31 protein-coding genes, 1 tRNA gene and 2 pseudogenes are annotated in these 20428 nt (G+C 61.8%); 16 read left to right on the top strand and 18 right to left on the bottom strand.

What is annotated here, in order from left to right; genetic code table 11:
* Positions 1 to 127 precede the first annotated feature (127 nt).
* Positions 128 to 507: pseudogene (locus tag CR919_RS21370) on the bottom strand (hypothetical protein); the annotation flags it as partial.
* Between the two features lie 104 nt (positions 508 to 611).
* Here CR919_RS21370 and CR919_RS14970 point away from each other — a divergent pair.
* The gene (locus CR919_RS14970) at positions 612 to 1223 is read left to right on the top strand and encodes a hypothetical protein (RefSeq protein ID WP_099820689.1); all 612 of its coding nucleotides are present in this window, start codon (positions 612 to 614) and stop codon (positions 1221 to 1223) included.
* A 116-nt stretch (positions 1224 to 1339) separates the two neighbouring features.
* Here the strand turns inward: CR919_RS14970 and CR919_RS14975 are convergent.
* A pseudogene (locus CR919_RS14975) lies at positions 1340 to 1756 on the bottom strand (hypothetical protein); the annotation flags it as partial.
* 270 nt (positions 1757 to 2026) lie between these two features.
* Here CR919_RS14975 and CR919_RS14980 point away from each other — a divergent pair.
* Positions 2027 to 2512, top strand: coding sequence for a hypothetical protein (locus CR919_RS14980; protein ID WP_243380222.1), 486 nt, complete (start codon positions 2027 to 2029; stop codon positions 2510 to 2512).
* Positions 2513 to 2564: 52 nt separating this feature from the next.
* Here the strand turns inward: CR919_RS14980 and CR919_RS14985 are convergent, their stop codons facing one another.
* The 6 genes from CR919_RS14985 to CR919_RS15010 all read right to left on the bottom strand — a co-directional run bounded on the left by CR919_RS14985 (position 2565) and on the right by CR919_RS15010 (position 6690).
* Positions 2565 to 2966: a hypothetical protein gene (locus tag CR919_RS14985; protein WP_133119624.1), complete on the bottom strand. Its 402-nt coding sequence runs from the start codon at positions 2964 to 2966 to the stop codon at positions 2565 to 2567.
* Positions 2967 to 3003: 37 nt separating this feature from the next.
* Positions 3004 to 4443, bottom strand: a complete 1440-nt coding sequence (locus CR919_RS14990; RefSeq protein ID WP_243380225.1) for a tape measure protein — start codon at positions 4441 to 4443, stop codon at positions 3004 to 3006.
* Positions 4444 to 4505: 62 nt separating this feature from the next.
* The gene (locus CR919_RS14995; protein WP_133119625.1) at positions 4506 to 5159 is read right to left on the bottom strand and encodes a hypothetical protein; all 654 of its coding nucleotides are present in this window, start codon (positions 5157 to 5159) and stop codon (positions 4506 to 4508) included.
* A 39-nt stretch (positions 5160 to 5198) separates the two neighbouring features.
* Positions 5199 to 5582, bottom strand: coding sequence for a hypothetical protein (locus tag CR919_RS15000; RefSeq protein WP_243380227.1), 384 nt, complete (start codon positions 5580 to 5582; stop codon positions 5199 to 5201).
* The gene (locus CR919_RS21375) at positions 5582 to 6184 is read right to left on the bottom strand and encodes a hypothetical protein (RefSeq protein WP_243380229.1); all 603 of its coding nucleotides are present in this window, start codon (positions 6182 to 6184) and stop codon (positions 5582 to 5584) included. The genes CR919_RS15000 and CR919_RS21375 overlap by 1 nt, the downstream gene beginning before the upstream one ends.
* Positions 6185 to 6201: 17 nt before the next feature.
* Positions 6202 to 6690: a glycoside hydrolase family 104 protein gene (locus tag CR919_RS15010; protein WP_099820695.1), complete on the bottom strand. Its 489-nt coding sequence runs from the start codon at positions 6688 to 6690 to the stop codon at positions 6202 to 6204.
* A gap of 210 nt (positions 6691 to 6900) precedes the next feature.
* On the opposite strand from CR919_RS15010, the gene CR919_RS15015 reads away from it, so the two are divergent.
* Entirely contained in the window at positions 6901 to 7644 is a 744-nt protein-coding gene (locus tag CR919_RS15015; RefSeq protein ID WP_099820696.1) for a HEPN domain-containing protein, read from the top strand.
* A 9-nt stretch (positions 7645 to 7653) separates the two neighbouring features.
* Here the strand turns inward: CR919_RS15015 and CR919_RS15020 are convergent, their stop codons facing one another.
* From CR919_RS15020 to CR919_RS15030, 3 genes are read right to left on the bottom strand one after another with little or no spacing between them, the layout of a single operon-like run.
* Positions 7654 to 8082, bottom strand: coding sequence for a hypothetical protein (locus CR919_RS15020; RefSeq protein ID WP_099820697.1), 429 nt, complete (start codon positions 8080 to 8082; stop codon positions 7654 to 7656).
* Complete coding sequence (locus CR919_RS21220) at positions 8072 to 8281, bottom strand: hypothetical protein (RefSeq protein ID WP_099820698.1); 210 nt, start codon at positions 8279 to 8281, stop codon at positions 8072 to 8074. The genes CR919_RS15020 and CR919_RS21220 overlap by 11 nt, the downstream gene beginning before the upstream one ends.
* Positions 8278 to 8646 carry a Ref family recombination enhancement nuclease gene (locus tag CR919_RS15030; protein ID WP_099820699.1) on the bottom strand — a complete coding sequence of 123 codons (369 nt, stop codon included), beginning with the start codon at positions 8644 to 8646 and terminating at the stop codon, positions 8278 to 8280. Before CR919_RS15030 ends, CR919_RS21220 begins: the two co-directional genes overlap by 4 nt.
* Before the next feature lie 372 nt (positions 8647 to 9018).
* On the opposite strand from CR919_RS15030, the gene CR919_RS15035 reads away from it, so the two are divergent.
* Positions 9019 to 9237, top strand: coding sequence for a hypothetical protein (locus CR919_RS15035; RefSeq protein WP_099820700.1), 219 nt, complete (start codon positions 9019 to 9021; stop codon positions 9235 to 9237).
* Between the two features lie 146 nt (positions 9238 to 9383).
* Here the strand turns inward: CR919_RS15035 and CR919_RS15040 are convergent, their stop codons facing one another.
* Positions 9384 to 9818 carry a hypothetical protein gene (locus CR919_RS15040; protein ID WP_099820701.1) on the bottom strand — a complete coding sequence of 145 codons (435 nt, stop codon included), beginning with the start codon at positions 9816 to 9818 and terminating at the stop codon, positions 9384 to 9386.
* A 73-nt stretch (positions 9819 to 9891) separates the two neighbouring features.
* Here CR919_RS15040 and CR919_RS15045 point away from each other — a divergent pair, with 73 nt between their 5' ends.
* The 4 genes from CR919_RS15045 (at position 9892) to CR919_RS15060 (ending at position 11816) form a co-directional block, all read left to right on the top strand.
* Positions 9892 to 10578, top strand: coding sequence for a S24 family peptidase (locus CR919_RS15045; RefSeq protein ID WP_099820702.1), 687 nt, complete (start codon positions 9892 to 9894; stop codon positions 10576 to 10578).
* Positions 10579 to 11170: 592 nt separating this feature from the next.
* Positions 11171 to 11362, top strand: coding sequence for a hypothetical protein (locus tag CR919_RS15050; protein WP_099820703.1), 192 nt, complete (start codon positions 11171 to 11173; stop codon positions 11360 to 11362).
* Positions 11359 to 11574: a hypothetical protein gene (locus tag CR919_RS15055; RefSeq protein ID WP_099820704.1), complete on the top strand. Its 216-nt coding sequence runs from the start codon at positions 11359 to 11361 to the stop codon at positions 11572 to 11574. Before CR919_RS15050 ends, CR919_RS15055 begins: the two co-directional genes overlap by 4 nt.
* The gene (locus CR919_RS15060; protein ID WP_099820705.1) at positions 11574 to 11816 is read left to right on the top strand and encodes a hypothetical protein; all 243 of its coding nucleotides are present in this window, start codon (positions 11574 to 11576) and stop codon (positions 11814 to 11816) included. Before CR919_RS15055 ends, CR919_RS15060 begins: the two co-directional genes overlap by 1 nt.
* 225 nt (positions 11817 to 12041) lie before the next feature.
* Here CR919_RS15060 and CR919_RS15065 read toward each other — a convergent pair whose 3' ends face one another.
* On the bottom strand, positions 12042 to 12728 hold the full coding sequence (locus tag CR919_RS15065) for a hypothetical protein (RefSeq protein WP_099820706.1): 687 nt from the start codon (positions 12726 to 12728) through the stop codon (positions 12042 to 12044).
* Positions 12729 to 12789: 61 nt separating this feature from the next.
* On the opposite strand from CR919_RS15065, the gene CR919_RS15070 reads away from it, so the two are divergent.
* Positions 12790 to 13002, top strand: a complete 213-nt coding sequence (locus CR919_RS15070; RefSeq protein WP_099820707.1) for a hypothetical protein — start codon at positions 12790 to 12792, stop codon at positions 13000 to 13002.
* Positions 12999 to 13799 carry a hypothetical protein gene (locus CR919_RS15075; protein ID WP_099820708.1) on the top strand — a complete coding sequence of 267 codons (801 nt, stop codon included), beginning with the start codon at positions 12999 to 13001 and terminating at the stop codon, positions 13797 to 13799. The genes CR919_RS15070 and CR919_RS15075 overlap by 4 nt, the downstream gene beginning before the upstream one ends.
* A 5-nt stretch (positions 13800 to 13804) precedes the next feature.
* Here the strand turns inward: CR919_RS15075 and CR919_RS15080 are convergent, their stop codons facing one another.
* Positions 13805 to 14455, bottom strand: coding sequence for a hypothetical protein (locus CR919_RS15080; protein ID WP_099820709.1), 651 nt, complete (start codon positions 14453 to 14455; stop codon positions 13805 to 13807).
* 64 nt (positions 14456 to 14519) lie between these two features.
* Here CR919_RS15080 and CR919_RS21380 point away from each other — a divergent pair, with 64 nt between their 5' ends.
* On the top strand, positions 14520 to 15002 hold the full coding sequence (locus tag CR919_RS21380; protein WP_165787276.1) for a hypothetical protein: 483 nt from the start codon (positions 14520 to 14522) through the stop codon (positions 15000 to 15002).
* Between the two features lie 2 nt (positions 15003 to 15004).
* On the opposite strand, the gene CR919_RS15090 is transcribed toward CR919_RS21380, so the two are convergent.
* Positions 15005 to 15229, bottom strand: coding sequence for a hypothetical protein (locus CR919_RS15090; protein WP_099820710.1), 225 nt, complete (start codon positions 15227 to 15229; stop codon positions 15005 to 15007).
* An 81-nt stretch (positions 15230 to 15310) separates the two neighbouring features.
* Here CR919_RS15090 and CR919_RS15095 point away from each other — a divergent pair, with 81 nt between their 5' ends.
* The 3 genes from CR919_RS15095 to CR919_RS15105 are packed head-to-tail and all read left to right on the top strand — an operon-like array spanning position 15311 to position 16411.
* On the top strand, positions 15311 to 15898 hold the full coding sequence (locus tag CR919_RS15095) for a hypothetical protein (RefSeq protein ID WP_099820711.1): 588 nt from the start codon (positions 15311 to 15313) through the stop codon (positions 15896 to 15898).
* Positions 15895 to 16209, top strand: coding sequence for a hypothetical protein (locus CR919_RS15100; protein ID WP_010480572.1), 315 nt, complete (start codon positions 15895 to 15897; stop codon positions 16207 to 16209). The genes CR919_RS15095 and CR919_RS15100 overlap by 4 nt, the downstream gene beginning before the upstream one ends.
* Positions 16196 to 16411, top strand: coding sequence for an AlpA family phage regulatory protein (locus CR919_RS15105; protein ID WP_010480570.1), 216 nt, complete (start codon positions 16196 to 16198; stop codon positions 16409 to 16411). The genes CR919_RS15100 and CR919_RS15105 overlap by 14 nt, the downstream gene beginning before the upstream one ends.
* A gap of 65 nt (positions 16412 to 16476) precedes the next feature.
* On the opposite strand, the gene CR919_RS15110 is transcribed toward CR919_RS15105, so the two are convergent.
* Both CR919_RS15110 and CR919_RS15115 read right to left on the bottom strand, forming a co-directional pair.
* Positions 16477 to 16566: transfer RNA gene (locus tag CR919_RS15110), tRNA-Ser, on the bottom strand.
* 85 nt (positions 16567 to 16651) lie between these two features.
* Entirely contained in the window at positions 16652 to 17644 is a 993-nt protein-coding gene (locus CR919_RS15115) for a LysR family transcriptional regulator (RefSeq protein ID WP_099820712.1), read from the bottom strand.
* A gap of 122 nt (positions 17645 to 17766) precedes the next feature.
* Between CR919_RS15115 and CR919_RS15120 the strand changes: the two genes are divergently transcribed.
* Entirely contained in the window at positions 17767 to 18354 is a 588-nt protein-coding gene (locus CR919_RS15120) for an NAD(P)H-dependent oxidoreductase (protein ID WP_099820713.1), read from the top strand.
* 135 nt (positions 18355 to 18489) lie between these two features.
* Positions 18490 to 18840 carry a ligand-binding protein SH3 gene (locus CR919_RS15125; protein WP_099820714.1) on the top strand — a complete coding sequence of 117 codons (351 nt, stop codon included), beginning with the start codon at positions 18490 to 18492 and terminating at the stop codon, positions 18838 to 18840.
* A gap of 238 nt (positions 18841 to 19078) precedes the next feature.
* Here the strand turns inward: CR919_RS15125 and serS are convergent, their stop codons facing one another.
* Entirely contained in the window at positions 19079 to 20359 is a 1281-nt protein-coding gene (serS, locus tag CR919_RS15130) for a serine--tRNA ligase (protein ID WP_099820715.1), read from the bottom strand.
* Positions 20360 to 20428: the final 69 nt, after the last annotated feature.

Raw genomic sequence — 20428 nt, forward strand, 5'->3', positions numbered from 1 at the left:
TAAGCACTTAAATCCCCCTGTTGATCCTTCAAAATCCAATGCTCCTGTAGCGCCGCCAACCGCCTGCTATGTAGCCATCAGTTGGTGGCCGTAGCATCGCACCGGGCAATTGGTCTCGGCAAGGGCTTCAAGCTCCTGCGCGCCATTCAATTTCTATGAACGGCTGTACTGCCACCGGAGCCCCACCCGAGCGCCTGTCGCATCCCTTAGCCCAACCCCTCTTCGCTGGCGGCGCCAGGCGCGCCTCTAACGCATCCTTGACCCGCTCCAGCTCCTTCGCCCCCGCCTCGGCCAAGCGCCGGGCCTGCTGCAGCTGCTCGGGCGTCGGCGGTAGGCCGGGCAGCGGCGGTAGAGGCCGCTCGGGGCGTCGGCCACCATCCGAGCCACAGCTGCTCGCAGCCCGAACTCGGGGTAGCGCCTGGCCGCGCACCACCGCTCGGCGTACCGTTTGCCCTGCCGGATGCTGGCTGCCGGTGCGATTTTAGTCTGCCCCATCCTCTTGGCATCAGATGCAGACACAAACCGTCTATACGGACCAAGGTATGCTCGCCCTCCGGGCACTCAGTCGCAGAGCAGCGCGTCCACATCTGAACTCAGGCAAGGAGATAACAATGGATGAAATGAGAAAACTGGAACAAGCAAGGAAGTCGCTGCGGCATGTCCTCAATGACACAGGCCCTCTTGAAAGAGATGATTATTTCAAAATAGGCCTATTCATCCAGACCTACTGCTTTGCGGATTTAGAGGCACGGCGTATTATCAACCTACTTGAACAAATTCAGTCAGGAGAACCGACCTCATACGCTTCGAAGCTCAACGACAAAGACACTATCGAACACCTTAAGCGCCATGCGGCGGACTGCGCGTGGAACAAAGATGTATCGGAAGGGCTGAGCAAAGTAGCTGAGATCTTAGGTATGCACCGAACGATAAGGCACATGTTTGCCCATTGGTCCGGCCGACGAATAATCGGGCACGACGCCTATATTTTTTTCACAGCAAATCTAGCTGGCCAAAAGATTCCAGATGGCGCTTCAAAATTTGAGCAACATGAGGAAGCGAACATGCAGTATGGACTGATGCCAGCATCTCACCTAGAGCAAGAACTTGAAAAACTGAAGGGTCACGTCCAATACATGGCAAACGTTGGGCGTCAACTGGAGGCTAAGGTGAGCGATATTGCCGAGCAGTTCAAAGAAGACAAGAAACAAGGGAAATTCTGATCCGGAACGTCGCGAATATGTGCGTAGGGCACAGCAGCCCTCCACAATTGCCGATCATAGAGGTGCCACTACCGATGCCGAAGCGCCGGTGACAGTTGCTCGTGGCTGGAGAAGCGCGGCTCCAGCGCTTCCTTGACCCGCTCCAGCTCCTTCGTCCCCGCCTCGGCCAGGCGCCGGGCCTGCTGCAGCTGCTCTGGGGTGTGTGGCAATCCGGGCATCGGCGGCGGCAGTTCGGTGGGCGTGCTGTCCAACAGCCGAGCTACCGCTTCCCGCAGCCTCAGTTCGGGGTAGAGCCTGGCTGCGCACCACCGCTCGACGTAACGCTTGCCCTGCTGGATGCTGGCCGCCCTTACGTTCTTGGTGTCCCACATCTTTCGGGCATCAAGGTGCACCCGAACCCCGCCATCCTTTGCCGACGTGACATGGGCGATCTGCCGGCCATTCCACCACAGCACCCAGCCCTCCCCCATCTGGACCCAGCCAGAGGGTGGCGGTGCTGAGCGGAAGCCTTGGTAACCGTGCGAGGGGAGCATGCCGGGGAGGATACGACCGGGCGTCGCAGATCCTGCGAACGCGCCGGCCACCTGCCTGAATCGCTCACACTTCGACACGGGTCACATAGCTCGCCGCCGTGGGGCTTTACCTACACCGTCCCGGGCGGTTCTCCGATTGCACCGATGCCGGGGTGTTGCGACCGTGCGCGGGCAGTGCAGCACTACCCTACTCACGGAGAGATGGAAGTGAACTCAATGCAAAACGATTGCAGGACTGCCCGCTCGACCCCTCGCCGCCTGATGTTGGGCATGTCACTTGCTTTGCTATCGGTCGGCTTCACTCAGAGCGCGTTCGCCGGTCAGTGGGTGCCAACGGGCCGCCTGCTATGGGTGGACTCGGAAACCATTCAGCCTTATCCGGTGGCCTATACGAACTTCTGCCAGGGCGGCGTGGACGGGCCCAACGGCGTCTACACGTACGGTGACTGGGGTCCGGAAGGGCTGGGCTCATGCCCGACCGACGCATCCACCGGTTTTGACAACATGAAGTACGGTGGCGGCACCTGTAGGCCAGATCCTCACGCCGTTGGCGGCGGCTATTCCTGCGAGGAGTATCACCACGTTTTCGCAGGTCAGAAGTACCAGGGTTCGATACCGGCGACGTGTAGCACACCGGGACTTTACGGGGTCACCAACTACTACCGTGCAGAGCTTGTGTACTTCGGCTCTGGCGATAATCCAAACGACTACTACGACAGGTTCTTTGAAAGCTCTACCGAGTACGTTTGCCAGTAGTCGGCCACCTAGTACTTAGTTTTATTGTCCCCGCGCGAGCGGGGACGCTGGCTCATATCGCCCCAAGATCCTTCACGACGGCTTGGCTCTTCTGCAGGAACCCCACCAGCAACCGCCCTCCAGCCACTTGCCGTCCCATCTGCTCATTGAGGTAGCCGGCCTGCAACCGCGCATGGGCGATCAGATCCGCCTGCACCATGCTCGGAGTAGCGGCTCGCAGCGGCTCGCCAGGCGATGCCAGCTGCCCCACGATCGGCTGGACCACGGTTAAGCGCTGACTGTCGCTCTTGGCATACGCCGTGGCCATCATCCGGCCGTTCTTGGGCGACCAGCCCCCAAGTACCAACTCGGTCCCTAGCTGCTCGCGCGGAAGACCCGCCTCGGCTACAGCGTTCTCGTAGTTCGGCCACAGCTGGTCAATCACTAGACCCAGCTCGCTGGAGAGTTGCTCCATCGTGAAGTCCGCGCGGAAGCTTGCCTGAAGGGCCAACTCATAGATGCGGAGGAAGAACTGGGCAGATGGTCCGATAGTTGGCGTCGATCTCCTTCTGCAGACGCAGGATCTCGCCTGCCTGCTGCTGTCGATTAAGCTCCCGGAACTTCTCGATAGCCGTGTCTGCAGCACCGCCGAAGTCGATCAGGGCTGCAGAGGCGGTGTTGGTGTTGTCGCGGAAAATCAGCCAGCCTGCGGCAGCGGTTGCCAGCATCGTAGCGATGCCGGCGGGGCCGCCCAGCATGGCCAAAGTGGATGCTCCAGCCCTCGCGGCCCAGCTCGCACTGGCGGCCGCCGACTGAGCTTGCGCCTGCGCCAGCAACAGCGTTGCCTGGCGATGGTCAAGCGTTGCCGCCGCGGCCTTGGCACTGATCGATACGCTTCCTCCGATCACTGCCGCTCGGCGCACCTCGGACTGCGTATCGAGCATCGCTGCCCGAGTACGGAGTTCCAGCGCCTGCGCAGCGGCAAGATTCTGAGCAGCAGCTGCGCGATCTGCTGCCATCGCTGCGTTGGACGCGCTGACTCGAGCAAGAAGGGCCTTTGTGAGCGGACCGGCAGCGACTGCGGCGCCTGCGACAGCGACCATCTGAAGGTTGCTGCCGAGTGCGCCAATGCCCGCCGCGAGCGCCTTTGATGCGCCAGTGGCTTCATCAGCCCTGCCAATCATCACCTGCAAATTGTTGTTGAACAGCGTCGTCGCCTGTCCAACGGTGGAGCTCATCTTTCCAAACGCCTCATCGACAGCACCAGCTTGGCTTTGAAGTGCACCGATCACCTGCTGAGATGACAACTGGCCGGCGGCGCCCAAGTCCCGGAGCTTACCGATCGGCACGTTCAAGCCCTTCGCGATAGCCTGAGCCAGCGCGGGCGCCTGTTCCATGACCGAGTTCAGCTCTTCCCCTCGAAGTGTCCCAGACGCAAACGCCTGCCCCAGCTGCACAAGAGCGGCATCAGCTCCTGCGGTGGTGCTTCCGCTGATCACCATCGACTTGCTGATCGTTTCGACTACCCGGGCCAAGCCCTTGCCGGACAAGCCCAGCGCCTCCTGATTCATCGCAATGCGCTGATACAGCTCTGCTGTTGCACCCAACGGCTGTCGCGCAGCCCCTGCGATCCGGATCACGTCAGCCTGCGCGGCAGCGAACTGTGTCTGGCCCTGAGTAACCAACCGCAACCTGTTGTTAAGGTTCGTCCATTCGTCGGCCTTGCCAACTGCGGCCCTGACAGCCATCAAGGCAGACGTAAGTCCTGCAGCCTCGAACGCAGCGCGACGAAAGCCGGACGCGACCTCATCGGCGCCGCGCCGCGCCGCGTCGGACATGGACGACTGGATCGCGGCCATGTCACGTCGCACAACGCGGGAGGCTTTCCCGCTGTCGCGTTCGAACGATCCCGACTTAAGCAGAAGATCGACGGTGAGTGTGTAAAGCGACATAGCTTCTCCAAAAAAAGAAAAAGCCCCGCTTCTGGCGGGGCCCTTTCTTAATAGAACGACGATTACTTTGGCAAACAATCCAGAGATCGCAGCGCATCGTTGTAGCCATCCACGCCAGCAATCTCGTACGGATTTCCGGCCAGGAAGAATGAGATAAAACTTAAAATCAGCAAGACCCAAGCGGCAATTCGCGGCGCTGAATCGGAGCGCAGGTTACCCGCACCAACTCGCCGAGCTGCGGGAAAAAACACAACTGATAGAGTCGCAAACGCAAGCAGCAGTAGCGGCATAAGCAATAGCCAGACAATACCGACAAAGCTTACGCATGCCATCCCGCTGGACACTATGGATCCCAGAACCTCTACAGTCGCAAAGGCGACCATTCCGAGCGCGGAGAAAGCGGCACCATTTGCTGCCCATCGCAGAAAGCCTCCAACTTTGCTCGCCCTTTCAGGAGGGAGGAGCATAGAGCCAATCACCAATAGCAATAGCAAAAAAACCGAAAAGTAGGTTACGGCATACGAAATTATACCTGTGGCGACGCTCTCAGCCAGCCGCCGCGCTCCAGGGGATAAAAGTCCGATAAGCACCAGCAGCAGATAAAACAGGAACCACCCCACCAGTATCATCAACAGCCGCCACTTCTTCCAATAGAGCTCATAGCGCGACCAAATTCGATGTCTAGCAACCAGATCTCGGTGATTTGATTCATTCATGTAAAGCTCCCTGTTGATGGCCATTTCAATGCTATCGGCTCAATGCGGGATTTCTTCAAATTCCATATAGCCAGTGAAGTACTGCCGGCTGATGTTTTCGGCAGTGGGTAGCTGCGTCGGGTAGCCGTAGAGCGCTGACCGGGCCGCCAGCAGCGGATCGAATGCCTTTGTCGCAATATCCCGGTACTGCGGAACAACACAGGAGCGGCGACGGCCTGCCAGCGCCGCGCCGATCGTCTCCCAGTCCGTTCCGTTCAAGCCGCCGCCGCGCACGACGTCCGTGGCCCGGCCGGACAGGTTGCAGGTCAGCCTGCGGTACAGCGCGCCAGGCACCGTATTGACCTGCCCGCCCTTCGTCCTGGTGTGGGCGCTGGTGTCGATCGTGGCAACCCCCCAGCCGTCGCTGATAGGCGCTGCTGCCATCAGTACGGGTTCCCGTCCAAGTCGACACGCTCGGGCTCAGCGCTTTCGTCCTGCACTGGTGTACCCGCCTCCTCTCCCAACAGGAGCGCGACCGCCTGCACCAACATGCCGACATGCGTCACCAGTTCGGCGAGCTGCTTGCCCTGCTGCTCCATGATCCCGACCAGTCGATCAATGCGAGCGTCTGTGCTGCCATCGATGCGAGCGGCCATGCGCACGTAGCCGGGCAGCAGCCGGCGGATCAGCACGCCGGACAGGAAGGCCAGCGGCAGCTGGGGGGCGCCCGCCAGCGCCGGCCAGATGGACGCGGCAACAGCGATGACCCATGCGGCCACGATGGCGTAGGCCACGACCGCAACAGCGAGGGCGGCCCAGCGCGCGGCGGTCTGTAGGAGCCGGTGACCGCGCCGGCGGCTGGCGTCTGCGGCAACCCGTTCCGCGTCTTTCTCCGGCAACAGCAGGACACCGATCAGGGCGCCGGCCATGGCCACCAACAGCACTGACTGCGGCACGCCGAGGATGACGCGCTCGGCCTCACGCAGCGCATCAGCAGTCGCGGGCGCCACTACGGCCGCCGTGAAGGTCCCGACGATGATTTTCATGGTGCTCACGGGCTCGGTCACGGCGCCACCGTTCCGCCGGCTTTTCGGTACACCGCCACCAGATCCGCCAGCTTGTGCTCGTGCTGGCCGTAGCCAGCGCCGGGCAGGCTCGCCCAGATGTTGCGCACCTCTTTGATTGCCTCGGAGATCTTGCCCGCTTGGATCAGCGGCAGCGCGCGGCGCTCTCGGATCTGCTGCAGCGCGATCAAGTCTTGGCTCAGCGGCGAGAAGTCCTTCAAGCCCAGCGTCTTCCGGTAGGCGTCGTAGTAGCGGCGCAGCAGCTGGTAGCGGCCTGCGGCGGTGGACTGGATACCCAGTTTCGGCAAAGGCACCAGGACTCGCGGATGATCGGCGTAGCCCGTGAAGCACTGGCCACCGACGATGACGTCATACCCACGGTCTTTGGTTGGCTGCTTGCCGTTGTCCGTCCCTTCGGACCACGCCAGCATGTCGAGGAAGGCCACGACGTTCACGCCGCCAGCCTGTTGGGGGGTGATTCGAGCCATTGGCTTGTACTCTGAGGATCCCTACCCGGCCACCGGTTGGGGGCAAGGGTCGATCCGGGATGGGAAGCGGGCAAAAAAAAACCCCCGGTCGGAACCGGAGGCTTCTATGTCATCGTGACTGAAAATATACAGCCGAGGTGTGCACCGGTCAAGCTTGTTTAAAGAAAATTACCAACCCGTTAGGATTAGGGAAACACTCAAGGAAGAACCATGCTTAGAACCTACGTCTACCAATACTATGCCTTTGGATACAATTTTTACTATCTCCAGAACACCGATTATCGCGACGGTGATCGCCTTGCTTTAATTGAGACCTTGAAGGAATTCCTCGAAAAAGCAGCTGAACTGGAATTGAGCGTGACCCTCAAGGCCGCCGAAGATCTGAAGCCACTTCTAGAAGAACTCAGGAAGGTTGAGGGCGAGATCAGTGCCGACTTGGAAAAACGAATTAAGAAAGAGATAAATGGGCTGGACCGAACCCTTGATGCTGAGTTAAAGCTTCGAGAGGCGTTCCTTCTGACCAAGAAGAATTTCGCCATTAATGATCTCTTGGAGTCACCGCAGCGGCTGCTAAGTACAGGCACATGGGAATCTCTTTCAGCCACGTCAAGGAGGGATTTCAAGCTCGCGGCCAGGCAAATTGCTTTGTCTCAGTCCACCGCAGCAGCATTCCATTTAATGCGAGCGCTTGAGGCCCAAGTCAAGTCGCTGTACTTCTTCTTCAAGAAAACTAAGCGACTTGATAAGCCGATGTGGGGTCCTATGATCAAAGAGCTTAGAGATAAGCGAAAGCCCAAGCCATCGGACAAGTTGCTCGATCTACTGGATGGGATGCGAAGGAATTTCCGCAATCCGACCCAGCACCCTGAAATATTCTACACCCTTGAAGAAGCGCAGGATCTTTTCAGTCAGACCATTGGTGCCTTGAACTCCATTTCGCGCGAACTGAAGTAGAGAGATCTTTCAAGCTGCGAGGGCGTGGCCTTCCAAGCGCCCTCGCACCCGTTGAAAGCCTAGTTCGACCAAGATTAGATACTGGCGATTCGATACAGCCTTTTGGGAGCAGTTTGCTAGAAGTTCAAGTGCTGTTTCGAAGCGTTCCACCTTGCGTCTACCTACACCACAGTGATATGCGCGCAGACAACACGCGATGGCGATGCTGTCTCGACCAATTGAGGTGATGATGTCCTCTATCCTTTGCGCGCGTGCATCAGTCTCGATTGGCTTGTTGCCTTTGGGCCTTCCGGCGAGATCGCCATTGTGCTCAATCAGGACCTGTAGAATGTTCCTCGAATGGTGACCGAGGTAATCGCGGTCCCGATGGAGAGCGAACTCCCGCCCCCAGTGTTCGAGCTCGGCGCGCACGTAGACTCCAAACGTATCAAGCTGCATATCCCTTCTCCCAAATGGCCGTCAAGCGCTGCACCTGCCCGCCGCGCGCCATGAACTGCTCCAACGTTTCGGCAGCGCCATGGGCGACTGTCCTGCCCTTCGATCGTTTGGGCCGGGACACCGTGCTGTGGTCAATCCGCCGTTCCCTCGGCGCGACTTGAGGGTTCAACTTCGGCGCCATTTTCTTCGTTGTCTTCATGCTGCCGCCCTCAGTTCGTTGATGTAGGTCTGGTTTGCAATCAGCTCGTCGTCGGAGCCGTACGTCTCGTGGAAGGTGCGCGAGCCATCCATCAGGCTCGGGCCGTAGATCTGCCGCATCGATGCGAAGGTGTTCCCCTCCATCGGTATGCGGCGGTGGTGCCATACACAGAGCGCGAAGCCGAAGAAGTGGCCGCGCCGCCGGTTGCCGCTTTTGGCGTGGTTGTAGTCGCAGCCGTAAATCACCAGCTCCGCTTCCAGCAGTTGCTGCTCCAGCAGTGCCAGGCAGGCCATGCACGGCCCGGTCTTTGCCAGCTCGATCCGGATCGACTCTTCCTTCGTCGGCGGCGGGGCCTTCGACCACATCAGCGCTTCTTCCTCGTCGTGGTGCGCCGTCCCGCGCTCAGCTCCTGGTCCCGCCTGTCCCATCCGGCCTGCCAGCGCCGGCGGCGCCTCACACCGTCCTGGCCTATCTCCTAGCGCGGAGCCGACTCCCGACCCCGGCACGACTCGCGCGCCCAGCGGCCGGCCTGGAGCCGGTATCGCGCAGCATCTGCTCGGTAAATCCGTAGATCACCGTCTGGCGCTTGGGCAGGAAATGGGGCTTGGGCTTCATGACAGGCTCTCAGGGGCGGCGCACGATGGGCGCCATGGAGATCAACAACTCACGGACGACGGGCGTCGCCCTCCTTGCGCTACGCTGGATGTGCCAACAACACAGCCCGCAAGGAGGGCGACATGGAGAAGTACGTTCGAGGGATCCACGCAGCGCTGGTCGCAAATCGCGCACGGGATTTGATGACGGTGCTAGGGAATGCGCGCACGCCAGACGACGTGAGTGCGGAGGACCCGACGCGCTTGAAATTCAAGGCAGGTCTGGAGATCGCGCTGGAGGAGCTCGGGGAGATCGAAGAGTTCATCGCGAACTTTCGTCAGTCAGACGCACCCGAGAACTGATAGCGCCGCGTTTTGATTGCCAAGCCGCGCAGGCAGCCTCGACTCCGGCGCGGATTCGTGCTGCCTGCACGGCCTCAGTCTTTGACGGAGCCAAGAGCCAAGCCCTCAGCCAGAGCCGAGGGTTCCACTTGTCGGACACGAGCATTTCAGGCCACCTCAATTGGGGCGATGCGGTCTGCATCGGGGTCGTCGTTTGCCGGCTTGGCCGGCTCCTGCTGCTCGGTAAGCCCAAGCAGCTTCATCACCTGTGGCAAGGCTGGGACCATGCCCTCATCTGCCCAAGCGCTCACCTGCTCCACCGGCAGCTGCAGCACCTTGGCCAGCTGCTTGTCGGTGCTCAGGCCCAGCTTGGTACGCAGCGCGCGCTTGCTTATGCGTTTGTCCGAAACGTGCCCGTCGACAGCTTCGCTCGAAGTGACGAAGGCTTCCGGGCTGAGCAGCTCAAGAAACTGCCTGCGAGCAGGCGGGATCCCGCTGGAACGCAATTCGCTCACGGAAGGGGGCTTGATATGGCAAATTCGCGCCACCTCGGCCGTGCCGCCCAAGCGATCAATGATCTCGGAAGCAGTAAGGTTCTCCATCCAGCGAATGTTAGGACTAGCTAATTACCGCGTCAATAGCCAGTCCTAACTTATTATCGGTTAGCCTTTCCTAATGACCACCCTCGCCGAACGTCTCACGCTCGCTATCGAGCGCGCCAAAATCACCAAAGCGGAGCTTGCCCGCCGGGTCGGCATTTCTGCCCCCAGCGTCAACGGCTGGTTCAGTGGCAAAGCTAAGTTTCTAAGAGGGGAGAATCTCTTAGCGGCGGCCAAGGCGCTGGGCGTAAGCGAGGCTTGGCTGGCTACGGGCAAAGGACAGATGCTGTCGGGCACGGATCCAGAAGAATGGTCCTCAATCCGAGAGATTGAGACGCCTCCCGGCTATGTTCGCTTCGACTTGTTTGAAGGGGGCGCGGGGATGGGTACAGGGATGGTCAACCACGACTACCCGGAGGTAGTAAAGACCATCGAGGTCGCCGAATGGGAAGTGCGCAGGAAGCTCGGCTACCTGCCCCAGCCTGGTCGGATACAGATCATCACCGGCCGCGGGCCATCGATGCGGCCCAAGCTGGAGGACGGGGACATCGTCTGGATCGATGCAAGCTGCGACTACTTCGACGGCGACGACTACTACCTGATCAACATCGGCGGAGAGACGCAGATCAAGATGCTGCAAAAACGAGGCGATGGCTTGTATGTGGTAAGCGTCAACACCGATTTCCCGGCCTACCGACCAGACGTTGGCGACTTGAGCATACTTGGCAAGGCATTAATCCACGCCGGGTTACGGAAGTTCTAACAATTCCGTAGCAAATTGAACTTCTAACCCTCGCTCCGGACAGACCCTGCGCGAGAAAGCGGGCGCGCAAAAGCGCGCCCACTTGGAGTGACCCGCGCTAGCGGGCCCGGCGCAACGCGTTTGCGTAGCCAATCTTGATACCGGCCATCACCATTTCGTAGGCGAACTGGTTGTAGCCGCCTGCGTCTCTCATCCGGCAGGCTGCAGCCGCCGCGCCGTAGACAAGAGAGCCGTTGGGCAGTTGATATGGTGCGTAGAAATCAATTGGTGGTTCCATTGGTATAGCCCTAATCATTGGTAGTGGCACCTCTTGACAGAGGCGCGGGGGCGGCGGCTGGTCCGCCACTACCTAATGAGGAGTGTCAGAGACCACCGCTACAGCGCACGTTTACTTTCAATTGTCGGCAAGGTTTGTTTGGCCACGGATCTGTTGTAGCAAAAGCTCACGACTTCTTCCACCGTGGTACATGAACGGATCGACCGGTCCGTTCATAAACAAGTTAGCCTCTCCTATTGCCCAAAATATTAGCTAGTCCTAATCTTTGGTCGCGCTTTCATTGCACCCAATTCGGGGCCGCGCAGGAGATCAACTATGGCCACTCTGGCCCTAAACACCGAAACCGCCCCCGGCACCGCCAAGGCTGACACGGTCAGCGGGAAGGTCGTCCAGAACTTCGGCGCCGCCCGGATCTACTACACCGCCGACGAGGCAACCGCTGCAGCGCGCGCCCTGATCGCCGCTGCCCAGCAGCTGCGCGGCGAAGGCCAGGACGCCACCGCATGATCGCCGTCATCGCCAACCACTCCCAGGCACAGCGCGCCGCTGCCGCCGCAGGCATCGTCGCCCGAGCTGGGCGCCGCTGGGGCCTTCTCCCCTACCAAGTCGTCGTCGCTGCCAGCATCGCCGCCAATGCCGTCCTGCGGCACGGCCAGAGCGCTGCAGGCGCCGTCGCCGCCGTCCGCAACGCAGCGCGCGCCCAAGGCGGAGCAGCCTGATGCGCCACCTGGCCCTGCCCTTCTACTGCGCCGTCATCGTCGCACTGCTGCTGGCGCTGCTCGCGCGCGCCATCTACACCGGCGCCGCTTCGTTCCTCCTACCGTGCGCAGCAGGCATCGCCTACTTCGCTTGGTGCGGCGTGCGCGACCTGGTACGCAACTGGCCCGCCTTCTGCGAGGAAATGCGGCAGCGCGCGGAAGAGCGACAGCGCGCGCCGATGCCCGCAGACGACACCCACTGATCCCCTGCCCTGCGCTCTCCACCTGTAGCGCAGGGAACCCGCGCCGGCCGGGTTCCACCAGGCGGCAATTCATCCCAGGAGTCCAGCGTGCGTAGCCAGCTCGACAACTTCAATCAAACTGCGAACCGAGACGATCCTCCCTGCCGCAGCCCGCAATTCCTGGCCTCCCTGGGGCAAGGGACGAACAGTCGTGCGTCCGCCTTGCGCCTCTTTGCAATGGACGCCTCAAGTGGCGATGTACGTCCCTTCTTTCAGAGTAGCTGGATCAAAGGCGTTACCCGTAATCCCAATTTCCTTAGCTGCTTGGAAGCAAGCCAACTTCACGAACTCAATGTCGGATCGCAGCATCGGTATTACTCGATCCAACTTTTCCCAGGCGTCAGCGGCTGCCTCAGGCGTGGTAAGGCAAGCGTGGCGGCATCCGCTTTTGATCAACTCACACAGACCAATCGCACGGGCAAGTCGACCAGCCAGGGGATGGCCAAGTACATGCAGTCGCTCATCGCGGGACTTGGTGGTAACGAACTCAATAGCATCTATGCCGTCCGCAATGGTCATACGGAATGGCACATCCATTCCGAAATGGGCCTTGGCAAAGGGCTCTGCCATCTTGTTAGTCAAGTAAAGCAACTGCTCGTCTACCAGCGTGATCTCGCTGCCTATCCACATGAGCAGCATGTGTCGTTCGTCTATGGCAATGATTTCGCGCGATTTTGCTTCCTCGGAAGCGATTCGGAGAGCCGCAGCACTGCCCTTGTTTGCAGCCAATCCGAGACCCAAGGTCATCAAACCGAGGAAAACGGTTGCGACAACGGCCGTAAAAGCTACCACCACAGCCCAAGCTTCCCACCAGACCACGCACCCGTGCTGACCAGGCGTCCAGCATGTGCTGAAGGCATTCCACCAGCTCATTCCCTAATCCCCCTGTGGACTGGCCGGCATTCTGCCATGACCATGCAGCCGGACGCTTGCCATGCGTAACCAGCTCGACATCTTCGATCACGACCCAGCCCGAATGGCCGCCGCCAACCGCGCGGCCGCAGACCACGCGCTGCACGACGTGCAGTTCACCGAAGCCGAGCGGCAGTCCCGCGCAGCGCACTACCTTGGCGAAGCCGAGCGCTGGGAAAGCCTGGCCGCGCACAGCGTTCGCGCCATCACCGAACGCAAGGAGCACCACGCATGACCACCGACAAGACCCCCGCCACCCTGGCGACTGTGAAGCACGGCGGATCCGTGCAGTTGCCCACGTCGGAGCGCGCGCGATTTGATGCGTTTCTCAGGGGCAACCCTTTCATGGGTCTCATGGCAGGAACGGCATGGCAGGTCTGGCAAGCCGCCCTCTCCGCTCAGCCCTCCCCGGGTGGTCAGAATGCGCTGGCTGATGCTGCGCGCCGCGTGCTGAGCGACGTTGATAGCGGCGACTACCACGGCGAGATTTCGGAGGCCACTTATGCCGCACTGGAAGCAGCCCTTGCCGCCCGCCAGCCGGTGGGGCAGCCGGCGATCTGGGTCAGTCCCGGCCAGCTGGCGGCTCACAAGGACCGCGTGCCTGGAGACGGCGGCGCCTACTTGCCGGCACGCCTCACGCGCGACGGACAGTTCACCAAGCCGCTCTACGCCGCCCCGCCCGCGCAGGCCGTGGACCTGGCGCAGTTGCCCCATGGCATCCGGCTCATCGAGATTCCTCGTCGCAACAACCTCGATCCAATCAACGTGTTCGTGCAGGACTACGAGCTGGGCCGTGGCCGCATCGTGGTCACATGCTACGGACAGGCATGGTGCGGGTTCTGGGGTGCCATGGGCGACCGCACCGTGATGCAGTTCGTTGCTGCCTGCGCTGCCGACTACGTGGCCGGCAACATGCTCAGCGGCCGGCATGAACACGTGAAGAAGCATGAGCGCGTCTACGTCGAGCGTATCGCCGCCGACGTCATCGCCGAGTTTCGCGCCCTGATCGACAGCCAGGCGGTGGGTGAATGAGGCAGCTAGGTCTTCTCGTTGGACATGGTCGACCGCTCGATCTGTTCTCTCAACCAAACTCGCTGATTCCGACTGGCGCGAGAGCGTCCATCAACAACATATCGATCAATGTGCTTCGAAATGTCTTGTGGCTCACTGCCGATCCACAAGTGAAGGACCTTCCTCAGGCTGAGAATCTTGTCCGCCACCTCTCCATACCAATCCACTTCGGAGCCAACGTCATACACCTGACGCACATCCATCTGCGAGATATGCGGTCTTCTCAACTGCGCATAGCTGAGGTGAGCAGCACATTCTGCGATTGCATCGCCAACGTACCCTGGAAGGTCCGAACTGAACGCGACCAATTCGGCTACCGGTTTAGCGTCCAGTACCTTCATAAGTTCGCAGATCTCTTCAAACTCCCAAGCAGACGCCTCGCCGGTAGCCTTGCCTGGAATTCGCATTGCGGTTCGAAGATACACTTCTTGAAGAGTAAGACCGTCGGCCACAATCTTCGCGTATACCAAAGTCTGCTTCTTTCTTCGCCTGCGCTCCCTTTTTACTGGAGCAATGCCGACAAAGAGGGCGACGATGACAGCAGCCGCGGTGGCAACCGCAGAAATTGCGTCCCAGTTCCAGCTAGCTGCCCTTCCAATTTCGACCACCACGCTCATTGCCTTAGTCCTTTGCTGGCTTCTCGGCATTTTGCCATGACGCTACGCCGCACGGAGATAGGCCATGGTTGACCAGCTGCTCACCGCTGCAATGGATCAAGCCGAGCCGATCCAGTCCGACTACTCCGATGGCCCCGTGTGGAATGCCTTCGGTCTGACCCGCGCCGCATACCTGGTCGTTCCTCGCAGAACGCTCCAGTCCATGCCGCTGGAATGGCAGGAGCGCCTCGTCGCCCTGATGGCCGAGGCGTACGAGCCGGTGGATACCGTCATCACCCGTGATCGCTTGGCGCTGGTCACCGTGGTCATCAAAGGCACGCCCTACGTGATAGTGGATATCGGTCTGCGAATGCTCAAGCCGCACGAGCTTTACCGTGCGCAGGGCTTCCCCGCCGGCCACATCGTCGATCGCACGGCCAACGGCACCCCGCTCAGCACCAGCGCCGCCGTGCGCATGGTCAGCAACAGCGTCAGCCCACCGTCACTGCGTGCTCTGGCCGAGGCCAATCTCGACCGGGAGTCCTTCGACATGGCAGTTGCAGCATGAGCCTAGGCGTTGGAACTCACCCATTCCTGGACCGATTCACGTGCAGCTTGCATGGCCTGTTCTTCGCTGAGGTATCCCACGCGATGCCCAGGCAAGACTTCGCCGCTTTCCATGCGGATCTCGCCGACGTGGACGGCACCGGTGTCTGCGGTAGACAGCGATGCGTAGAAACGCCGATTCGCAGCAAAAAGTGCCGCTTCGCGGTGGCGGAGCTTTTCAGAGGGCATAGCGGTATCCGGAGGGTAGTGAGGATTGACCGGAACTTAGCGCGGAAATGACGGCGCAGACAACTAAGTCGCAACTAAAAGATGAACAAAGAGAATCCTTTCCTGCCCCCCCCCGCATCTGTCGTCGCCTTTGCTTCCTCGCCCGTCGCCGCGGTCCTCACCACCATGCGCAAAATGGGCGCCACCGGCGTGCTCGTCTCCGCCGACCAAGTCCGCGAATGGGGCGACGCCCTGCTGAAGGAGCTGTATTCCCAGCCGCCTGTGCACTGGGAGTACCGAAACAAAAGCGACTCGGGTCCAGGCTGCTGGGTGAGCGCCACTTCTGAGCATCTCTACCACGCCGCCAAACGGGGTTGGGTCGTGCGCGCCCTATTCGAGACCCCGCGAGTGGTCCAACCCGAAAAGGTCCACGACTTCCAGCGCAACGTCTGTGTGCGCTGCGGGGAAAGCCAGGACTGGGCCGGGCCGGATTGCTTCCCGCCGGACAAGAAAGTCGACCCACGCACCCGGCTGCCCGTCGAACCGGCCTGGTTCCTTGAACCGCTGAAGTGGATCCGGGACGCCGGCCCCATGCCGGTCAGCACGCACGAGCGCCGCCGCAGGGCCACCGAAGCCGCCTTCCTGATCGAACAGCTCGAAGCCCACATCGAGGAGTGCAACAAGCCATGACCCAGGAACATATCAGCCACCCGGAAGGGTTGCCGAACTGTGCCGCCGGCCACCGCGCGCGCCACATCCACGACAAGCGCTGCGCCTCCGCCGGCGGTGGCCACCTGGTCGAGTGCGCCTGCAGGTCGACCAGCAAGCATGCCGATCCCGACAAGGCCATCGCAGCATGGCGCAGACTGAATCGCCCGGCGCGCAGCGCGCGTCCCGCATCGGTTGATATGCCGATCGACAACGTACTGCAGTTCCAGCTTGGCCTGACCGAACGCACGCCAAAGGCCCGCCGCATCGGAGGTCATCATGGGCGCGGCTGAAAGACTGGAAGAACTGCTATCGCTCGATCGCGTGCGCCAGATGACCGGCATGGGGACCACCTTCATCTACGGAGAGATCAAGGCCGGTCGCTTCCCTCGCTCTATCCGCATCGGTCGCCGCGCACTCTGGATACAATCCGAGGTGCAAGGCTGGGTTCGGCAGCAGATCGCGCAGAATCGACCTCTGCAGGTGGATGGGTAAGCGGGCGGGTAGCGAGGGCTGTAGAAACGAAAAAGCCCCTATTTCTAGGAGCTTTTTGCAAAGACTGGCGGAGAGAGTGGGATTCGAACCCACGGAAGGTTTGACCCTTCGCCGGTTTTCAAGACCGGTGCCTTAAACCGCTCGGCCATCTCTCCGTATCGGCCCAGCCTGCTGGCCGGGCACGCATTCTCGCACGGCCGAGCGATTTGCCCAAGACCGTCGTTCCGTCGGGCTTGTTCTTCAGCCCGCGTCCACCGCCAACGCACCCAGCGCACTGGCCTTGATCCGCTCCTTGGCTTTCTCGCAGGCGCCACCGCAATCCAGGCGCGAGGCCTCCAGCTGCGGCGGCAGGTGCTCGGCCAGGAAGTCGATGAACACCCGCACCGCCGGCAGCAGGCCGCGGCGCGAGGCGAACACGGCGTGGCACACACCCTGCGGCAGCGACCAGTCCGGCAGCACCACTTCCAGCTCGCCATTGCGCACGGCATCGGCGCAGACCGTTTCCGGCAGCATGGTGATGCCGAAACCGTCCTTCACCATGCTCTGCAGCAGCGGGAAGTCGAAACCGGCCACGCGCGGCTGCAGGTCCACCCGGCGCACCGCGCCTTCCGGTCCGTGCAGTTCCCAGCGCTGGCGCGCTTCGTCTTCACTGATGCTCAGGGTGACGTGGTTGGCCAGCTCTTCCGGGTCCTTCGGGCGACCGGCGCGGTCCAGGTACCTCGGGCTGGCCACCAGCAGTTCCTGCACCTGGCCGAAGCTGCGCATCACCAGGCTGCCGTCGTCGTCCAGGCGCGAACGCACCCGCAGGGCCACGTCGTAACCTTCATTGATGATGTCCACGCGGCGGTTGCTGATGTTCAGCTGCAGCCGCACCTTCGGGTACTGCTCGAGGAACTTGGGCAGCAGCTTGGGCAGCTGCATCTGCGCCAGCGATACCGGCACGCTGGCGCGCACCAGGCCACGTGGCTCGGCGCTGAGGCGGTCCACCACCTCGCGCGCGGCCTGCGCCTCGGCCAGCATGGTCTGGGCGTGGCGGTGCACGCTGGTACCGACGTCGGTGACGGCAAAGCGGCGCGTGGAGCGCTGCAGCAGGCGCACGCCCAGGTCGGTTTCCAGCTGGCTGATACGGCGGCTCAGGCGCGACTTGGGGATGCCCAGTGCGCGCTCAGCGGCGGCGAAACCGCCGTGGTCGACCACCATCGCGAAGTAGTACAGATCATTCAGGTCATGCATACCCGAGTTCCATTAGTAGAACAATACGTGGCATTCAACCACCTTTATCCCGCTCTTGCAACAACCTATTGTTCTCTCCGTCGGCGGCAAGCCCGCCACCTCTCCCGAACATAGGTACTGCCATGAAGCTTCTGCACATCGACGCCAGCGTGCTTGGCGACAACTCCGTCTCCCGCCACCTGACCGCCGCCGTGGTGGCCCAGTTCAAGCAACAGATCGACGGCCTGCAGGTTGATTATCGCGATCTTGACGCCAATCCGGTACCGCATCTGCGCAGCGGTTCGCTGGCCAAGACCGATCCGGCCGAGGCCGCCGATGCTGAACAGGTGCTCGAGCAGTTCCTGGCTGCCGACATCGTGGTGATCGGCGCGCCGATGTACAACTTCAGCGTGCCCTCCACCCTGAAAGCCTGGATCGACCGCGTGGCGGTGGCCGGGCGCACCTTCAAGTACACCGAGAACGGCCCGGTGGGCCTGGCCGGTGGCAAGCGGGTGATCGTGGTCAGCAGCCGTGGCGGCATCTACACCGATTCGCCGGCCGACTTCCAGGAGCCCTTCCTGCGCCAGACGTTCGCCTTCTGGGGCATCAACGACATCGAGTTCGTGCGTGCCGAGGGCATTGCCTATTCGCCGCAGCACCGCGAAGACGCGATTGCCGGTGCGCTGGCATCGCTGCCGTCGCACGAGGCGGCGGAAGTGGCGGCGGCGTAATGCGTTCCAGCGTTCGGCGCCTCTCTCCCTCGTCTGGGCGCTGAACGCGGGCCGGGATTCCCTCCCCCATCCCGGCCCACCCTACCCTGGCGGCCCTGCTCTTGCGGGGCCGTCTTTTTTTGCCACCATGGCGCGATGAACTACATCGTGACGGCTGCGCATCGCAGCGAGTTTCCGCACCCCATCACCCTGCACCGTGGGCAGGCGCTGGTGGTGGGTGAGCGTTATGAAGGGCCCGAGGGCTGGGAAGACTGGTTTCTGTGCGAGGCCGAGGGGCAGCAGCCCGGGTTCGTTCCGGCGCCGGTGATCGGTCGTGATGCGCAGGGCGGCGCGTTTGCCACGGAGGACTACTGCGCGCGGGAGCTGGATGTGGACCCGGGGCAACCGTTGCGGGGTGTGCGCACGCTCAATGGGTGGGCGTGGTGTGTGCCGGAGAGTGGGGAGGCGGGCTGGGTGCCGCTGGAGAAGCTGCGCGTAGTGGGTTGATGGATTGCGCTATCCACGCATGGCGTGGATCTACTGCAAAGCCTCGGGCCCCCAGCGCATGGATGCAGCACCGCCCAGTTGATCCACGCCATGCGTGGATGTCGCACCGCCTCAGTAGATCCACGCCATGCGTGGATGTCGCACCGCCTCAGTAGATCCACGCCATGCGTGGATGAGGTGCCGACATGGCCGGCCCCCATCAGAACGCCGCCGGGCATGGCCCGGCGCTACCGGTTGATCAACCGATGGTGTCGATACCGCCCATGTACGGGCGCAGCGCTTCCGGCACGGTGATGCTGCCGTCGGCGTTCTGATAGTTCTCCATCACCGCGATCATCGCGCGGCCCACGGCCACACCCGAGCCATTCAGCGTATGTGCCAGCTCCGGCTTGCCGGTGGCCGGGTTGCGCCAGCGGGCCTGCATGCGGCGGGCCTGGAAGTCGCCACAGTTCGAGCACGAGGAAATCTCGCGGTAGGTCTCCTGCGACGGCAGCCAGACTTCCAGGTCGTAGGTCTTGATGGCCGAGAAGCCCATGTCGCCGGTGCACAGCAGCACCTTGCGGTACGGCAGGCCCAGCTTTTCCAGCACCACTTCGGCGCAGCGGGTCATGCGCTGGTGCTCGGCGTCGCTGTCTTCCGGGCGGCAGATCGAGACCAGCTCGACCTTCTCGAACTGGTGCTGGCGGATCATGCCGCGCACGTCGCGGCCGCCGCTGCCGGCTTCGGAACGGAAGCACAGCGAGTGGGCGGTCATGCGCAGCGGCAGGCGCTCCGCGTCGAGGATCTCGTCGCGGGCGATGTTGGTCAGCGAGATTTCCGAGGTCGAGATCAGATAACGCTTCTGCTCACCCAGCTGGGTGATGAACATGTCCTCTTCGAACTTGGGCAGCTGGCCGGTGCCGTACAGGCTGTCGGCGTTGACGATCACCGGCACGTTGGTTTCCTGGTACGCGTGCTCGCCGCTGTGCAGGTCGAGCATGAACTGGGCCAGGGCACGGTGCAGGCGCGCGATCGGGCCACGCAGCACGGTGAAGCGCGAGCCGGACAGCTTGGCCGCGGTCTCGCCGTCCAGCCACTTGTTGCGCGCGCCCAGTTCAACGTGGTCGAGCACCTTGAAATCGAACTGGCGCGGGGTACCCCAGCGCGACTGCTCGACGTTCTCGCTCTCGTCCGCGCCGGCCGGCACGTCATCGGCGGGGATGTTCGGGATGCCCATCGAGATCGTGTCGATCTTCTCGCGCAGCTCGTCCAGGGCCACTTCCGAGGCCTTCAGCTCATCGGCGAAGGCGGCCACCTCGGCCATGATGGCCGAAACGTCCTCGCCCTTGGCCTTGGCCTGGCCGATGGCCTTGGAGCGGCTGTTGCGCAGGCTCTGCAGCTCCTGGGTACGCACCTGGATGCGCTTGCGATCCGCCTCCAGTGACTCCAGGGCAGACACGTCGAGCTCGAAGCCGCGGCTGGTGCGCAGGCGTTCGGCGAGGTCGGCGGGCTGGTGGCGGAGCAGGGCTGGATCAAGCATGGCGGGCGTCGTGGTGGGTAACAGGAACGGGATTATCGCCTGTTATACGGAATTCTGCCGCCCGGTTCA

The sequence above is a fragment of the Stenotrophomonas sp. LMG 10879 genome (genome assembly GCF_002750935.1).
Classification (GTDB): domain Bacteria; phylum Pseudomonadota; class Gammaproteobacteria; order Xanthomonadales; family Xanthomonadaceae; genus Stenotrophomonas; species Stenotrophomonas lactitubi_B.

Excerpts from the sequence above, each read along its gene's own strand:
- CR919_RS15050 (WP_099820703.1), top strand. The coding sequence starts at position 11,171 with ATGGCCACTCTGGCCCTAAACACCGAAACCGCCCCCGGCACCGCCAAG.
- CR919_RS14995 (WP_133119625.1), bottom strand. The coding sequence starts at position 5,159 with ATGAATGAATCAAATCACCGAGATCTGGTTGCTAGACATCGAATTTGG.
- CR919_RS15065 (WP_099820706.1), bottom strand. The coding sequence starts at position 12,728 with ATGAGCTGGTGGAATGCCTTCAGCACATGCTGGACGCCTGGTCAGCAC.
- CR919_RS21375 (WP_243380229.1), bottom strand. The coding sequence starts at position 6,184 with ATGAAAATCATCGTCGGGACCTTCACGGCGGCCGTAGTGGCGCCCGCG.
- CR919_RS15095 (WP_099820711.1), top strand. The coding sequence starts at position 15,311 with ATGAACAAAGAGAATCCTTTCCTGCCCCCCCCCGCATCTGTCGTCGCC.
- CR919_RS15115 (WP_099820712.1), bottom strand. The coding sequence starts at position 17,644 with ATGCATGACCTGAATGATCTGTACTACTTCGCGATGGTGGTCGACCAC.
- CR919_RS14990 (WP_243380225.1), bottom strand. The coding sequence starts at position 4,443 with ATGTCGCTTTACACACTCACCGTCGATCTTCTGCTTAAGTCGGGATCG.
- CR919_RS15080 (WP_099820709.1), bottom strand. The coding sequence starts at position 14,455 with ATGAGCGTGGTGGTCGAAATTGGAAGGGCAGCTAGCTGGAACTGGGAC.
- CR919_RS15035 (WP_099820700.1), top strand. The coding sequence starts at position 9,019 with ATGGAGAAGTACGTTCGAGGGATCCACGCAGCGCTGGTCGCAAATCGC.
- CR919_RS15075 (WP_099820708.1), top strand. The coding sequence starts at position 12,999 with ATGACCACCGACAAGACCCCCGCCACCCTGGCGACTGTGAAGCACGGC.
- CR919_RS15010 (WP_099820695.1), bottom strand. The coding sequence starts at position 6,690 with ATGGCTCGAATCACCCCCCAACAGGCTGGCGGCGTGAACGTCGTGGCC.
- CR919_RS15055 (WP_099820704.1), top strand. The coding sequence starts at position 11,359 with ATGATCGCCGTCATCGCCAACCACTCCCAGGCACAGCGCGCCGCTGCC.
- CR919_RS15060 (WP_099820705.1), top strand. The coding sequence starts at position 11,574 with ATGCGCCACCTGGCCCTGCCCTTCTACTGCGCCGTCATCGTCGCACTG.
- CR919_RS15020 (WP_099820697.1), bottom strand. The coding sequence starts at position 8,082 with ATGCAGCTTGATACGTTTGGAGTCTACGTGCGCGCCGAGCTCGAACAC.
- CR919_RS21380 (WP_165787276.1), top strand. The coding sequence starts at position 14,520 with ATGGTTGACCAGCTGCTCACCGCTGCAATGGATCAAGCCGAGCCGATC.
- CR919_RS14970 (WP_099820689.1), top strand. The coding sequence starts at position 612 with ATGGATGAAATGAGAAAACTGGAACAAGCAAGGAAGTCGCTGCGGCAT.
- CR919_RS15125 (WP_099820714.1), top strand. The coding sequence starts at position 18,490 with ATGAACTACATCGTGACGGCTGCGCATCGCAGCGAGTTTCCGCACCCC.
- CR919_RS15120 (WP_099820713.1), top strand. The coding sequence starts at position 17,767 with ATGAAGCTTCTGCACATCGACGCCAGCGTGCTTGGCGACAACTCCGTC.
- CR919_RS14985 (WP_133119624.1), bottom strand. The coding sequence starts at position 2,966 with ATGGAGCAACTCTCCAGCGAGCTGGGTCTAGTGATTGACCAGCTGTGG.
- CR919_RS15100 (WP_010480572.1), top strand. The coding sequence starts at position 15,895 with ATGACCCAGGAACATATCAGCCACCCGGAAGGGTTGCCGAACTGTGCC.
- CR919_RS15070 (WP_099820707.1), top strand. The coding sequence starts at position 12,790 with ATGCGTAACCAGCTCGACATCTTCGATCACGACCCAGCCCGAATGGCC.
- CR919_RS21220 (WP_099820698.1), bottom strand. The coding sequence starts at position 8,281 with ATGAAGACAACGAAGAAAATGGCGCCGAAGTTGAACCCTCAAGTCGCG.
- CR919_RS15105 (WP_010480570.1), top strand. The coding sequence starts at position 16,196 with ATGGGCGCGGCTGAAAGACTGGAAGAACTGCTATCGCTCGATCGCGTG.
- CR919_RS15040 (WP_099820701.1), bottom strand. The coding sequence starts at position 9,818 with ATGGAGAACCTTACTGCTTCCGAGATCATTGATCGCTTGGGCGGCACG.
- CR919_RS15090 (WP_099820710.1), bottom strand. The coding sequence starts at position 15,229 with ATGCCCTCTGAAAAGCTCCGCCACCGCGAAGCGGCACTTTTTGCTGCG.
- serS (WP_099820715.1), bottom strand. The coding sequence starts at position 20,359 with ATGCTTGATCCAGCCCTGCTCCGCCACCAGCCCGCCGACCTCGCCGAA.
- CR919_RS15000 (WP_243380227.1), bottom strand. The coding sequence starts at position 5,582 with ATGGCAGCAGCGCCTATCAGCGACGGCTGGGGGGTTGCCACGATCGAC.
- CR919_RS15030 (WP_099820699.1), bottom strand. The coding sequence starts at position 8,646 with ATGTGGTCGAAGGCCCCGCCGCCGACGAAGGAAGAGTCGATCCGGATC.
- CR919_RS15015 (WP_099820696.1), top strand. The coding sequence starts at position 6,901 with ATGCTTAGAACCTACGTCTACCAATACTATGCCTTTGGATACAATTTT.
- CR919_RS15045 (WP_099820702.1), top strand. The coding sequence starts at position 9,892 with ATGACCACCCTCGCCGAACGTCTCACGCTCGCTATCGAGCGCGCCAAA.
- CR919_RS14980 (WP_243380222.1), top strand. The coding sequence starts at position 2,027 with ATGTCACTTGCTTTGCTATCGGTCGGCTTCACTCAGAGCGCGTTCGCC.